Annotated in this window: 11 protein-coding genes; 3 read left to right on the forward strand and 8 right to left on the reverse strand. The window is 53.1% G+C overall.

Annotated features, from left to right (window positions below; all coding sequences use genetic code 11):
• Nucleotides 1–21: 21 nt before the first annotated feature.
• Genes yqiA through nudF form a run of 4 tightly spaced genes read right to left on the reverse strand, consistent with a single transcriptional unit; the run spans nucleotide 22 to nucleotide 2546 of the window.
• Entirely contained in the window at nucleotides 22–600 is a 579-nt protein-coding gene (gene yqiA / locus R2X38_RS18620; RefSeq protein ID WP_317523827.1) for an esterase YqiA, read from the reverse strand.
• Entirely contained in the window at nucleotides 601–1425 is an 825-nt protein-coding gene (cpdA, locus tag R2X38_RS18625) for a 3',5'-cyclic-AMP phosphodiesterase (protein WP_317523828.1), read from the reverse strand. It lies immediately after the preceding gene.
• A gap of 30 nt (nucleotides 1426–1455) precedes the next feature.
• Nucleotides 1456–1884 carry a DUF1249 family protein gene (locus R2X38_RS18630; protein ID WP_317523829.1) on the reverse strand — a complete coding sequence of 143 codons (429 nt, stop codon included), beginning with the start codon at nucleotides 1882–1884 and terminating at the stop codon, nucleotides 1456–1458.
• 26 nt (nucleotides 1885–1910) lie between these two features.
• Nucleotides 1911–2546, reverse strand: a complete 636-nt coding sequence (nudF, locus tag R2X38_RS18635) for an ADP-ribose diphosphatase (RefSeq protein ID WP_317523830.1) — start codon at nucleotides 2544–2546, stop codon at nucleotides 1911–1913.
• Between the two features lie 279 nt (nucleotides 2547–2825).
• Here nudF and tolC point away from each other — a divergent pair, with 279 nt between their 5' ends.
• Nucleotides 2826–4109 carry an outer membrane channel protein TolC gene (gene tolC / locus R2X38_RS18640; RefSeq protein ID WP_317523831.1) on the forward strand — a complete coding sequence of 428 codons (1284 nt, stop codon included), beginning with the start codon at nucleotides 2826–2828 and terminating at the stop codon, nucleotides 4107–4109.
• Nucleotides 4110–4197: 88 nt separating this feature from the next.
• Here tolC and hldE read toward each other — a convergent pair whose 3' ends face one another.
• From hldE to R2X38_RS18655, 3 genes are all read right to left on the reverse strand, one after another.
• A complete protein-coding gene (gene hldE, locus R2X38_RS18645) occupies nucleotides 4198–5628 on the reverse strand; it encodes a bifunctional D-glycero-beta-D-manno-heptose-7-phosphate kinase/D-glycero-beta-D-manno-heptose 1-phosphate adenylyltransferase HldE (protein ID WP_317523832.1) in 1431 nt (476 codons plus the stop codon).
• A gap of 131 nt (nucleotides 5629–5759) precedes the next feature.
• Nucleotides 5760–8615 carry a bifunctional [glutamate--ammonia ligase]-adenylyl-L-tyrosine phosphorylase/[glutamate--ammonia-ligase] adenylyltransferase gene (gene glnE / locus R2X38_RS18650; RefSeq protein WP_317523833.1) on the reverse strand — a complete coding sequence of 952 codons (2856 nt, stop codon included), beginning with the start codon at nucleotides 8613–8615 and terminating at the stop codon, nucleotides 5760–5762.
• Between the two features lie 138 nt (nucleotides 8616–8753).
• Nucleotides 8754–10355 (reverse strand): methyl-accepting chemotaxis protein, encoded by a 1602-nt coding sequence (locus tag R2X38_RS18655; protein ID WP_317523834.1) that lies wholly within the window; start codon nucleotides 10353–10355, stop codon nucleotides 8754–8756.
• Between the two features lie 171 nt (nucleotides 10356–10526).
• On the opposite strand from R2X38_RS18655, the gene R2X38_RS18660 reads away from it, so the two are divergent.
• Entirely contained in the window at nucleotides 10527–11300 is a 774-nt protein-coding gene (locus tag R2X38_RS18660) for a potassium channel family protein (RefSeq protein WP_317523835.1), read from the forward strand.
• Between the two features lie 75 nt (nucleotides 11301–11375).
• Here R2X38_RS18660 and R2X38_RS18665 read toward each other — a convergent pair whose 3' ends face one another.
• Entirely contained in the window at nucleotides 11376–12890 is a 1515-nt protein-coding gene (locus R2X38_RS18665) for an inorganic triphosphatase (protein ID WP_317523836.1), read from the reverse strand.
• A gap of 184 nt (nucleotides 12891–13074) precedes the next feature.
• Here R2X38_RS18665 and R2X38_RS18670 point away from each other — a divergent pair, with 184 nt between their 5' ends.
• Complete coding sequence (locus tag R2X38_RS18670; protein WP_317523837.1) at nucleotides 13075–13755, forward strand: TIGR00153 family protein; 681 nt, start codon at nucleotides 13075–13077, stop codon at nucleotides 13753–13755.

Raw genomic sequence — 13755 nt, forward strand, 5'->3', positions numbered from 1 at the left:
GCAACAAGTGCTCGGAAGGTATTACAAGCCCAGGAATTGAATGATTTGTTCAGGGTAACGATCAAATCCGACAAAACTATGATCCCCATCGGGCTCAACCGTTTGCCGGCAGGCCGAGTATTTCTCGACAGCCTGGCGGTAATCCAGTACCTCGTCACCTACTTGTTGGAGCAACCATAGCTGCTCGGGGTGGCGGAGTTTGGCCACATCCATCTGGCGCAGTTCATCCATGTGTTTGGGCTCTAGGAAATAGCGCTCCCCGGTATAAGGGTTTTCCTGCTCACCCAGGTGATCCTGCAATAATTCGTAAGGTTTAACCGCTGGATTAACCAATACCGCAGGAAGCTGATAACGGTCATTGAGCCACGTAGAGATAAAGCCCCCCAGCGAGCTGCCGACCAAGCCTATCTGGTATTCATGACGCAATGATTGCACCAGCTCATCAATAAACTCTTCAGCCTGATCAGGATAGCAGGGCATCTGCGGGATCTCGACCCGGATATCCGGTCGCTCAAGGCGGCAGTATTCCGCCATAATCGTTGCCTTGAGGGATTTCGGCGAGCTATTGAAACCGTGGATATACAAAAGCAACGGCTTCATCTAGTAACCTGCTGATTCAAAATTCGGGGTAAAGTCATGGCCTTCCAAGCGATAGACCTTTGTTTCAAGGCGTCCATCACTGTGCAATGTCAGATAACGCCAGCCCGGACCTTTCTGATCCAAGGCAAAGTCATGCGAATCAGGCTGGAACTGGATACAGGTCGACGGTGTCGCCAGTACCCTGACATCCTGATGAACTCGGTCCAGCTCCTGGTGGATATGCCCGCACAAAATCGCCTTAACCTGCGGATAACGGCCAATAACCTGCCAGAACGGTTCGCTGTTGTGCAGCTGATGCTGATCCAGCCAAGTGCTACCTGCCGGTAGCGGGTGATGGTGCAACAATACCAACGCATGGCGCTCTGGGTGAGCCGACAAAGACGCGTCTAGCATCTCGAGCTGATCCTGACTCAGCTCACCGTGCGGTACCCCTTTGACCTGGCTGTCCAGCAGGATCACCTGCCAGTGGTCACCCGCCAGTACCTGATGGCAAGGCTTGATCTGCGGCGACGGCAACACCGCCTGCATGCTAGGCTGGTAATCATGGTTACCCGGCAGCCAGAAACAGGGCTGCGGCCAGCGCGCGATACCATCGCAAAAGCGCTGGTAGGAATGTTCGGTATGGTCTTGGGAAATGTCGCCCGTCGCCACTATGGCGTCAAAAGGGCGTGCAGCAGTATCTACCGCATTCAATACGGCATGAAAGCTGTCTTTTGTCGCGACCCCCAACAAACTGCCGCCGTCATCGGCAAACAGGTGGGTATCGGTAATTTGCAGGAGAACCACACTATCGCGGTTCGTCTGTGGCAGAGTAAAAGTCTGCAAAACGTCAAAAACCTTGTCTATCTGATTCTGTTAACAAACCGACTGTCTGCTGATCCCGTTTTTTAGGCAATACGCCAACCAGTCTCCCAGAAAACGGTTAACTTGATGCTTCTCATCTTTCTGATGCATCCGCATATTGGGGTAATCATACCTTGGCTTCAGACGCGAAGTCTGCTGAGCGGAACACACTTCTGCGACCCTGGCGTCGTGGTACAACCTGATCGTCATTTTCGGGATCAGGTAATCCGGCAGCGATTCTTCTGCCTGGAGATGTATTTCAACCACCGTGGTATAACGGGTCGACTCAGTAATGGTCAGATGATATTCCTGTTCCGAAACACAATAAATGCATTGGTCCCCTACCTGATCGCTTTTTGGCAGCAATGGGAGCAACTTCGCATAGTTAGTTTCGTAAAGTCGCATGATACCAGCAAAATCAACAGTGTATCTTCTATTCAATCGGTATCCTCAGTGAGTGTGGTTGTCTAACGGGCAGCCTGCAACCGAGTGTAGTTCAATTGCAACCATTGCAGGGCAATGATCGAGGCTGCATTTTCAATTTTACCAGATTCTACCCACTGGTAAGCCTCTTCCCGAGAAACCACATGCACTTTGATATCTTCGCCTTCCTCTTCCAGGCCATGGATACCTTCTGCCGTGGTGCTATCCACCTCACCGACATAAATATCCAATGTTTCCGAACAGCCGCCCGAGCTGGACAGGTAGCGGGTAATTTTATGGAGCAGGCCGACTTCAACCCCCGCCTCTTCCACTGACTCTCGGCGGACAACATCATCTACCTGTTCACCAGGCTCAATAATGCCGGCCACAATCTCCAGTTGCCATGGCGAACAATCAGCTGCCATCGCCCCGACCCGGAACTGCTCAACCAACACCACCTGATCGGTGACGGGATCATAAGGCAACATAGCTGCAGCATGGCCGCGCTCAAACATTTCGCGGTCCAGTGGCTGGCTCCAGCCCCCTGCAAACAAGCGATGGCGAAAGCGATACTTCACCATACTAAAAAAACCTTGGTACAGAGGCTCCTGTGCGATGACCTCAACGTCGTCGCGAGAAAACTGCCCAGGTCCGACTTGCTTAGCGCCTGTTTTTGCCATGTTTTTTATTCCTTTTGCCCTTACTCACACGGCCTCCGGCCGACGAAGGCATATATCATTCCATTCCCGCCAAGGATCAGCAATGATTTAATTCAACATTTATGACAATTATTGTGATTTTTTTTAAGTCGCTTTTCGCCACGAAAAGCTTAAAATCACATTTAATCCAGTAAAATATCGTAAAATAAAGTAAATTGTTCAATGATCAGTTTCAGGCAAGGAAACATAGGTTAAACTGGAGCCTTGCTCTTATTTTTGTCAGGACCAGGAAAGGCATACATGAAAAAATTGCTTCCGCTTATTGTTAGCTTTGCGCTTGGCGGTCTTAGCCATACTGCACTGGCTGATGATCTCGCCGAAATCTACCAACAAGCAAAACAAAATGACCCCCAGCTGCTACGTGCGGCTGCCGATAAAGACACTGCGTTCGAAACGATCAATTCAACCCGAAGCGCATTGCTACCGCAGATTAACCTTACAGCTGGCTATAACATCGCTCGTATGGATGGTGATGCCGATGGTTTCAACGGCGGTCTTAGCCTAGACCAGTCTATCTACAACCGTGCCAGCTGGGTAAATCTTGATATCAGCGAGAAGGTAGCGCGCCAGAGTGATGCATTCTATGCCACCACTCAACAAGGCCTGATCCTGCGTGTCTCTGATGCCTACTTTGCCGTGCTTCGTGCAATGGATGATCTAGAATTCGTCCGTGCCGAAAAAGCCGCTGTTGGCCGACAGCTAGAGCAAACCAAACAGCGTTTCGAAGTTGGCCTGTCAGCAATCACCGATGTGCACGATGCCCAGGCACAGTACGACAGCGTGCTGGCTGATGAAATTTTGGCAGAAAACTCGCTGACCAACAGCTACGAAGGCCTACGTGAAATCACTGGCCAAGAGCATACGAACCTAAGCGTGCTGGATACCCGCCGTTTCAGTGCCAGCGCCCCTAAGTCCCGTGTCGAGAGCCTGATTTCAGATGCTGAGACTGAAAACCTCAACCTACTGACTTCCCGTATCTCACAGGATATCGCTCGCGACCAAATCGCTCTAGCAGAATCCGGTCATTTGCCGACCCTGTCTTTCAGTGCTGGCTACAATTACGATGACAAGCTGCCAACAACAGATGACGGTACGCTAACTGCAGGTATCAACTTGGCGCTACCTGTTTACACCGGTGGCCGTGTAACCTCGGAAGTGAAACAAGCTCAGTACGGCTATGTGGCAGCGAGTGAAGATCTGGAAGGTTCTTACCGCAGCGTTGTTCGTGACGTTCGCGCCTTCTACAACAACATCAACGCTTCTATCGGTGCTCTACGTGCTTACCAGCAGTCTGTGGTTTCTGCCCAGTCTGCACTAGAAGCGACCGAAGCCGGTTTCGATGTCGGTACCCGTACCATTGTTGACGTACTGGATGCGACTCGCCGCCTGTATGATGCCAACCGTCAGCTGGCCAATGCCCGCTACGACTACATCATCAGCCAGCTTCAGCTAAAACAAGCCGTTGGCTCACTGAACGAACAAGATATCTTGGACGTTAACGCAGGTCTGGTAAAAGCGAAGTAATCGCAGCCCAGCTTTAGCAAACGCATAAAAAAAGCGCCATCAGCAATGACGGCGCTTTTTTAATGTCTGTGGCAAGAGAAAAGGCCTATTAGCCCCGCCCTCCTTTAATCGCTTCGATGATCTCTGTGGTCGAGCAACCGTCCTCGAAGTTCAGCACCCGAACCTCACCACCAGCGGCAATCACTTCTTGGCCACCGGCGATCTCTTCCGGCTTGTAATCCCCCCCTTTGACCAGCAGGGTGGGCAAAATCTCACTGATCAAGCGTTGTGGGGTTTCTTCGCTAAACGGCACTACCCAATCAACCGCACCAAGACCTGCCAATACAGCCATACGGCGATCTTCAGGGTTAACCGGACGGCCTGGACCTTTTAACGTCTGTACCGAACTGTCAGAGTTCACCGCGACAATCAGGCGATCGCCAAGTTTGGCTGCTTCATTGAGGTAAGCAACATGGCCGGCATGCAAGATGTCGAAGCAACCATTGGTCATCACCACTTTCTCGCCTCGGGCACGGGCTGCTTTAACCGCTTGTTTCAGCTGGGCTTCACTGATCACGCCAAAACCGCTGTCCTGGCTGCCATGAATCGCTTCGGTCAATTCAATGGTCGACAAGGTCGATGTACCCAGTTTACCCACTACGACACCAGCTGCCGCATTGGCCAGTTTACAAGAGTCAGACAGTGATTTACCTGCAGCCAGTGAAGCTGCCAGTACAGAAATCACCGTATCACCAGCACCGGTCACATCATAGACCTCTTTGGCCTGGGTCGGCATGTGCAGCGGCTCCTGGCCTTTTTGCAGCAGGGTCATCCCGTGTTCACTGCGTGTCACCAATAGCGCTTCCAGCTCAAAACGCTCGATCAATGCCAAGCCTTTTGCCACCAAGTCTTCTTCAGACTGGGCTTTGCCCGCCACCGCTTCGAACTCTGACAAGTTCGGCGTCAGCAGTGTGGCACCACGGTAGCGTTCGAAATCCGCCCCTTTCGGGTCAACCATCACTGCAATACCCGATTTACGTGCCAACTGGATCATCGCCTGGACATGCTCAAGGGCACCCTTGGCATAATCCGACAACACAACGACCTTGCTTGATGCCAGCGCCTGCTCCATACGAGGCAAAATCACATCCGCCGGCACATTATGGAAACCTTCTTCAAAGTCCAAACGGATCATCTGCTGACCGCGGCTCATCACTCGTAGCTTGGTAATGGTTGGATAGTCCGGCAGGGTCACAAAATCACAGCGAACATCCAATGACGAAAGCTTTTCCGACAACGCACGGGCTGGTTCATCAATACCGGTCAGTCCAACCAAACGGGCATGGCCGCCCAGTGCGGCGATATTCATGGCCACGTTGGCCGCGCCACCCGGACGCTCCTCTACCTGATCGACTTTTACTACAGGAACGGGGGCTTCAGGGGAAATACGACCTGTCGGCCCATACCAGTAGCGATCCAGCATGACATCACCCACGACCAGCACGCCTGCTTGATCATAATCAGGAAGAGTCAGTTTCATTTTTTTCTCCGGGATTGTGATAACCCCCAAATATTAACACAAAGCCAAATTGGCATGCATCTGCTCGGGGGATTTCAACGGTGATTCAACCACAAAGGGCGGGAAACCGTCCTCGCCTTCATAGTCCAATATTAAACTTCAGGCTCCAGCAATGACTGCCAGATCGCCTGTACACATTGGCGCTCATCAGCAAAACGTCCTTCTTCGACATAGGCCGGTAGCCCCAGCAAACTCAGGCGATGGATTTCATCCCGCATCGCGCAATAGGCCTGCTTGAGCTTCATTGCTTGCTCCGGCGCCAAAATATCGTAATCGGCCATGGTATCGAACAAGCGGACATTGTCCGACCAGCGAGTCAGCGCTTTCTCTTCGGCGGCATGCTGCAACACCAAGTACTGGGCCAGAAACTCAATGTCGGTGATCCCGCCCTTGTCCTGCTTGAGACCGAACATCCCGGCCTTCTTGCTACCAAGGTGATCGCGCATCTTGTGGCGCATTTCGACCACTTCCTTGCGCAACGGCTCGGCTTCTCTGCTGGACATCAGAATGGATTTTCTCACATCGGCAAACGCCTGCTGCAACGGGGCATCGCCATAAATCATTCTCGCCCTGACCAAGGCTTGATGCTCCCAGGTCCAGGCTTCTTTTTGTTGGTAATCGGCAAACGCTTCCATGGTACTGACCAGCAGCCCCGAAGCACCGGATGGGCGCAAGCGCACGTCCACTTCGTATAGCACCCCAGAAGCGGTGCGGGTAGAGAACAAATGGACAATACGCTGGGCGAGGCGCAGATAGAACTGCCTGCCGTCTATTTCCTTGCGGCCATTGGTATATACGTTATCCGGACAGTCGTGCAGGAACACCAAATCCAAATCCGAGCCATAGCCGAGCTCCCAGCCACCGACTTTGCCGTAGCCCACGACCGCAAATCCACGCCCGTTGCGCTCAAGCAAATGTGCCGGCTCACCGAACTTTTCCACCATCTGCAGCCAAGCTTGGTTAACCACGGCGGCGACTATGGCTTCTGACAGGTAGGTCAGGTGATCGCTGACCTTCATCAAAGGCAGTGCACCGGCGATATCGGCCGCAGCGATACGAAGCAGCTGAGTCTGCTTGAACTGGCGGATCGCCTCCATCTGCTGCTCCATGTCCTCTTCCGGGATCCGGGCAAGGAATTCGCGCAGCTCGTCACCGTAGTGCTCAAGCGGCGTCGGATTGTAGAGGTGCTGGGGATCAAGCAGCTCATCGAGCAAGATCGGATATTGCGCCAGCTGGGTAGCAACCATCGGGCTGGCCGCACACAGGCGCACCAACTGCTCGAGTGCCGCCGGGTGCTCGCTGAGCAGCTCGAGGTAAGTGGTTCGGGTTGCAATACGGACAATCAGTTTGCTGACCCGCTCCAGCACTGCTGGGGCATCGTCGCGGGTTACAATCAGCATCAGTACCGCGGGCATCAGCTTGGCGAGAACTTCCCGGCCACGGGGGCCAAGCGTGCGCTTCGATAGCTCGGCTTTCATATTGGTCAACACAGAAAGTTGACGGTCAGCTTCCGGTGCATTGAGCTCAGCAAGGATCGCGGTTACCACTTCAGGATCTTTGATCATGGCCCACATTTCATGGAACTGGGCCGTGGCTTCACTTTGCGACTCTTCTTCATCACTGCCAATGATGTCATCGAACACTGCATGGATTGCCGCCATATGGTGGCCAACAGCCTGCTCTAGCCCTTCCCAATCCGCAAAGCCCATCGCCAATGCCAAGCGGCACTGATCAAGCGGTTTGTCCGGCAGGGTTTGGGTTTGCTTGTCATCGATAGCCTGCAGCAGGTTTTCCAGTTTACGCAAGAACGCATAGCCCTGCTCGAGATCATCGACTTGCAAAGATGGCAACAAGCCTTGTGCTCTTATCGCCTGAAGGGTCTCGCGCAAACCACGTCCCCGCAACTCAGGCGTACGGCCACCACGGATCAACTGAAATGACTGGGCGATGAACTCCACTTCGCGGATCCCGCCCGGCCCGAGTTTGATGTTGTTGGTGAGGCCACGGCGACGCACTTCGCTGCTGATCATCGCCTTCATCCGCCGCAATGACTGGATGGCACTGAAATCGATATAACGACGGAATACAAAGGGCCGCAGCATCTGACGCAATTCCTGGTACTGGGAGAAGCTTTCTTTCCCCATCACCCGCGCCTTGATCATGGCATAGCGCTCCCAGTCACGCCCCTGCTCCTGGTAGTAATCTTCCAGCGCGGCATAGCTCATCACCAACGGGCCGCTATCACCAAATGGTCGCAGACGCATATCGACCCGGTAGCAGAAACCATCAAAGGTCTGCTGATCGAGCGCCTTGATCAGACGTTGCCCCAAGCGGGTAAAGAACTGGGCATTGGCCAGGCTACGGCGTCCGCCTTGGGTTTCGCCGTTTTCCGGGTAGGTAAAGATCAAATCGATATCGGACGAGAAATTGAGTTCGCCGCCACCGAGCTTGCCCATCCCGAGGATCAACATCGGCTGGGCTTCACCACAACTGTTCATCGGCGTGCCCCACTCCCGGCAACATTGCGCATAGAGCCAGTTGTAGGCTTCCATGATCATCGCCTCTGCCAGCATAGAAAGATGACCGAGGCTTAAGTCCAAAGAGTTATGACCGATAAAATCACGCCAGGCTATCCACACCATTTCGCGGCGGCGGAACTGACGCAGCACCCGCATCATTCCAGCTTCATCATTCACTTTAGCCAGATCGCCAGCCAAGTCAGAGCGATAGTCTTCCGCTCTTGTTGGGTCAGCCAAATGCTGGGCTAACCACGGCAACAAAGCAGCATCACGCACTACCGAGGCGGTAATAAAATCACTGTAGGCCAGTGCCTGCTTGAGCTCGTCAAGCTTATCCTGTGGCCAGTTGGCTATTGCATCCGATTGGGCACTGCTTACTTTGTCCCACGCCTTGTCCATTGCGGTTTGGAAGCGATCCTGCACAGTCATAGGGGTTCCTTTTCAAATGCCGTTGTCTTACCTACCCTCATTTACCAACCATACCGGCCGGCTGGGTATTGATTGTCCTTACGATAGCACAACGCCCGCACGAGGCGGGCGTTGATTTAAGGGGAAAAGTGGATTTATTTAAACGTTGAAGGCTTGGATTTTCTTTTCCAATTCAGTGGCATGATTTTGCATCGCATCCGATGTTTCCGACAACTCAGTCACCACCACGACTGATGCTTCCACCAGCTCGCGAACATTGGTCAGGTTCTGGTTCATCTCGTCAGCGACGGTGCTTTGTTGCTCGGCTGCCGATGCGATCTGGAAGTTCATGTCATTGATCAGGCTGACCTGCTCAACAATTTTATCCAGCTCACCACCGGCACTGGTGACCAGCTCTACCCCTTCGGCCGCTTCGACCACACTCTGCTCCATCAAGCCCACCGCCTGCTGGGCACTGGTTTGCAACTGGGAGATCATTTCCTGGATCTCAACCGTTGCAGTCTGGGTGCGTTGGGCTAAGTTACGTACCTCGTCTGCCACCACGGCAAAGCCACGCCCAGCATCACCGGCACGGGCTGCTTCAATAGCCGCATTAAGCGCCAGCAAGTTAGTTTGCTCGGAAATACTCTGGATAGTGACAATCACAGTGCCAATCTGCTCAACACGCTCTTCCACCTGGTTGACCGCATTGGCTGACTGGCTGATATCCTGCGACAACTGGTTGATGGTACCGATAGTCTGGGAAACGAACTGCTGGCCCTGAAGCGCCTGACCCGATGTCCCTTCCGTGGCGCTCGACGCCTCTCGGGCATGCTCGGCAACGGTCTGCACTGTCGAGGTCATTTCGCTCATCGCCGACGCCAGTTGGTCAATCTCATTGAACTCTTCCTGCGCCGACTCCTTGGTTTCAATCATACTGATCGACATAACCTCAGCCAGGCCAGATAACTCGCCGGCAGCATCGCGCTGGTTACTGATCACCTCGCGTAGCTGAAGACGGGTCTTCTCAAGTTCTTTCGCCAGGTCACCGTATTCGTCACGGCACTCCATCACTATTGGTTGGGTTAGATCCCGGGCAGCCAATCGTTTAATACTGTCAGCCAGGTATCGGGTCTGGCGCAGCATGACATGGGAGCCGCCTAGCAAAATCACCACAAAGGCAATGATCATCAAAGCCGTTTGCCACGCCACCTGCACAAGATACTGCTGGTAATAGGCGTCGGCTTCCGAGGCAGGCTGCGATGCGACCACCACCCAGTTCAATCGAGGAAGTTCAACCGCATACTCAAAGCGCGATTGATCAGAAAAAATCAGGCTAGCCTGCCCGGACAGTTGCTGTAAGGCACGGTTAAGGCTGCCTTGGCTGTCAATCTCTCCCTGCAGCCCTGACAAAGCGCTGGCACTCGGGTGACCGATAACCTTGTTACTGCCGCGCTCGACCAAATAGACATAGGCGCCGCTGTTCATGGCCGCCGCCTGCGCGGCAACCACCTGTTCAACCAGCACAACGTCCTGCTGGCTCGCCGATGGCAGCGCCTGAATGACCGCTGCGGTTGCCTGAGCTTGCTCCTGCGCCCTGTCTTGCTGGATATCCACAACCGATTGATAGAAGGTGCCGGCATCCCACAGCTGCTTGCCAACCAGCAAGATGGTACTGAACACCATCAGCAATAACAGCTTGGGGACCAAGCGGATATTTGTCAGCCCTTTTTCCCATGGCTTGAAAACCATTTTGGTCATCTGGTATCTCCGTATATTCTTATGACGCCCACGCAAAATCAGTTGGTCACACGAAGGTCTTCTGTTCTGCATAGGGTGTAGGGAAGTCGGTGCCTAGAAATCTATTTATTTTTCGCACCGAAACAATAGCTCACATTCTATCTATCGGCCGTAAACATATAAAATTTAATGATGAAAAAGATCGACCCCGTCAAATATGAACTCAATCCAATGAGCTTGATGTCATTGTTACTGTCGTTTGTATCACTGACCATAGTGACAACCATGATCTTCCTGCCCAAGCAAAGCAGCGGCTATTTGCTGCTGTTAGGCATCGATACCTTTATCTGCCTGGTGTTCTGGTGTCAGCTGCTGGCGGACTTTTTCCGCAGCAGGGAGAAAGTCCTCTACCTCAAAACCCACTGGATCGACTTCATTGCCAGTATCCCGATCATCGAACCGATCCGCTTTGCCCGCCTGCTGCAAATTTTCAGGGTGATCCGCCTGATCCGCTCTAGCCAACAGATCCTCCGCCAGATCCGCAGCAACCGCCGCGAAGCAACCGTTGCCAGCATCTTCTTGTTGTTGACCGTCTTGGTCTCGGTTGGCTCAGCCCTGATGCTAATATTGGAGGGCAATGTCCCCGAGTCCAACATCAAGGATGCCAGCGATGCCCTGTGGTGGGTGTTCGTAACGATTTCGACCGTCGGCTACGGTGACCACTACCCGGTGACGGAGTTTGGCAAAATGCTGGCAGCGGTGATCATTGTCTGCGGCGTCGGCTTGTTCGGTATGGTTGCCGGCTTGGTCAGCTCGATCATTTCCGATCCGGAGCATAAGAAAAAGCAAAACGATGCCCGCCATGAAAAGGAATGGCAGGCGATGCTGGCCAACCAGCAGCGATTGATGGATCGCCTCGAAGCCATTGAAAGAAAACTGGAAGAGAAAAACCGAGAAACCAAGTAGGCGATACCCAAGCCTCTTGGCTAAATAACAAAACACCCGGCCTGAGCCGGGTGCTTTCAAGGCATAGCCATTATTTTATGGCCAGTATGGAAGAAGCTCGATACCCATCTGACGAGTCTGATCCATCGCATGGATCAACGACTCCTCCTTGCGCTGGAGCCATTTTTCAATCTGGCTGCGATCCTCGTCGTCCTGTTCATCCAACAATTGGCGGACAGGCTCAAGGTGGCGAAGATCCTCAATCCCCTGCAACAAGTCCAGCCACGGCATGCGAAATGCCATGCGCTTTTCTTCTTCGTATAATGAAGCAAAGCTCAAACCGCTCATCAGGTTGCGAAGCAAGCGCGGTTGCTGGTCGAGATAATCGACGCGATTGAGCTGGCGCTCGGCCGGAAAGACATCAAGCAATTCCTGCCACGAACGTCCCAGCATATTATCGGCAAAGCCTTTAACCGGTTCGGCCAAACGTGCCCGGGACTTGTCATCGAGAAACGGCTGCCAACCTCGGCTCAGGATCCAGCGGCTCAAGTTGAGCAGCAGACCACAGTAACGTGCCGAGCTGAGCAGAAGTAACATTTCGTTATCGTCAGGCAGATCCGATTGAACCACTTCAAGTTGCTTCACGAGTTGTTTGCGCGCATTGAGCTTTTTCAGTACGTGACCTTTTTCGGCCAGCAAATACTCCAAGCCTGCCGCATCACCCAGCCAGTCCAGCTCACCTTCTAGCCACTGCAGCTCCTGGCGCAATAGGGCGCTGGCCCGACGCGGGATCATACCACCGAAAGTGACCAGGGTTTGACGGGTCAAGCCAAGCGCCTGCTGGATTTGGACCAGAGCCTTGGGCTCTTGGCGTTCAGCAAAGATTTGCTCATGGTAATGCCAATGGCCCAGAGCATGCTCAAGGGTTTTGACAAACACGGCTTCGACCGACTCACTACCGTCAAGTTTGACCGGTGCAAGCTGGGTCACTTCATCACCCTGATAGCCTGCCGCCAAGCGATAACCCCGTGCAGCTTTGCTCAGGTTACCCAGGCGCATACCACCGTCGGCGCACAATTCACGGGCCAGAGTAAACAAGGCATCCGTTTGGCCTGACTTCAGCTCTAGCTCGACCTCGCAGATCGGTGTCGTTTCACCGTTGGCACTCACTTCCCCTTGGTCAAAGGCCAGTTCGACCTGACTGCCATCGGGCATCGCGACCAACCATTGCTGGCGGACAAAATCCGTGGAGAAAAGCGGGGCGAGTTGCTGCTGGGTGCGCTCGACATCGAAACCTTCCGGCCAGGCATCAGCAGGATGCAGGGCAAGATCAGGATCGGTGCTGTTGGTTTCGGCATTGTATTCCGGACGCTGGTGCAGTCCGGCGACCACGCGACCGGCGGTCTTCAATGTTTGGACAAATACATCATCAAAACGACGGACCCGAAGGCCGATATCGTGCTGGCGAAGAATTTGGTCTGGGGTGTCGAAGTAGACATTGCCTAACTCGCGACGACTTTGCTGCAGAACTTTCGCTTCAGCGATTTTTTTCAGTAACTGGCTCGAAAATTCTGGTGAGACGAAAAACTTCAGTTCTATCTCAGTTTCCATAGTTCTACCTATAAACAGTGGCAAACCAAGGATATTGGCAATTGCACTCCGGGGCAAGTCTGAAATATAAACAAAACCTTGATCGAAATTAGTTCCCCTATACTTACTTATGCGTTACCATGCGCGCCTTAATGACCATCGCTCAAGAATTAGCCATTTAAGGCACTTTCTAGGTTATTCGGCTATGCCAGTAAATACTATTATGGGGCTATTTGCTAAGTCCCCGATCAAACCACTGCAACGTCACGTTACTCGCGTAAATGAATGTTGCGAATTGCTTGTCCCATTCTTCGAAGCCTGTAAGGCGGGTGATTGGGATCAGGCGGCTGTCCTGCGCGAGCAGATCTCCCAGCTTGAAAAAGATGCGGATGTGCTCAAGCGTGAAATTCGCCTGAAGCTTCCTCGTGGCCTTTTCATGCCAGTCGATCGTACTGACATGCTTGGTCTACTGACCCAGCAAGATAAGCTTGCCAACCTGTCGAAAGACATTGCGGGCCGCGTCTTGGGTCGCCAGCTCCAAATTCCTTCCGAAATGTATCCTGACTTTATTGCCTACGTTCAACGTTGTCTTGATGCCGCCAACCAGGCGAATCGCGTCATCAACGAACTGGACGAGCTTCTTGAAACAGGCTTTAAAGGCAGAGAAGTGACGCTTGTGGCAGAGATGATCAACCAGCTTGACGTTATCGAAGACGATACCGACAGCATGCAGATCAAACTTCGCCAACAGCTCATGTCCATCGAAGACCAACACAGTCCGGTGGATATCATGTTCCTTTACAAGATCCTCGAGTGGGTTGGCGCTATCGCTGACCAGGCACAGCGTGTCGGCTCGCGTCTTGAAATCATGCTATCGCGCTCATAA

Source organism: Photobacterium rosenbergii (genome assembly GCF_033022775.1).
GTDB lineage: Bacteria > Pseudomonadota > Gammaproteobacteria > Enterobacterales > Vibrionaceae > Photobacterium > Photobacterium rosenbergii_A.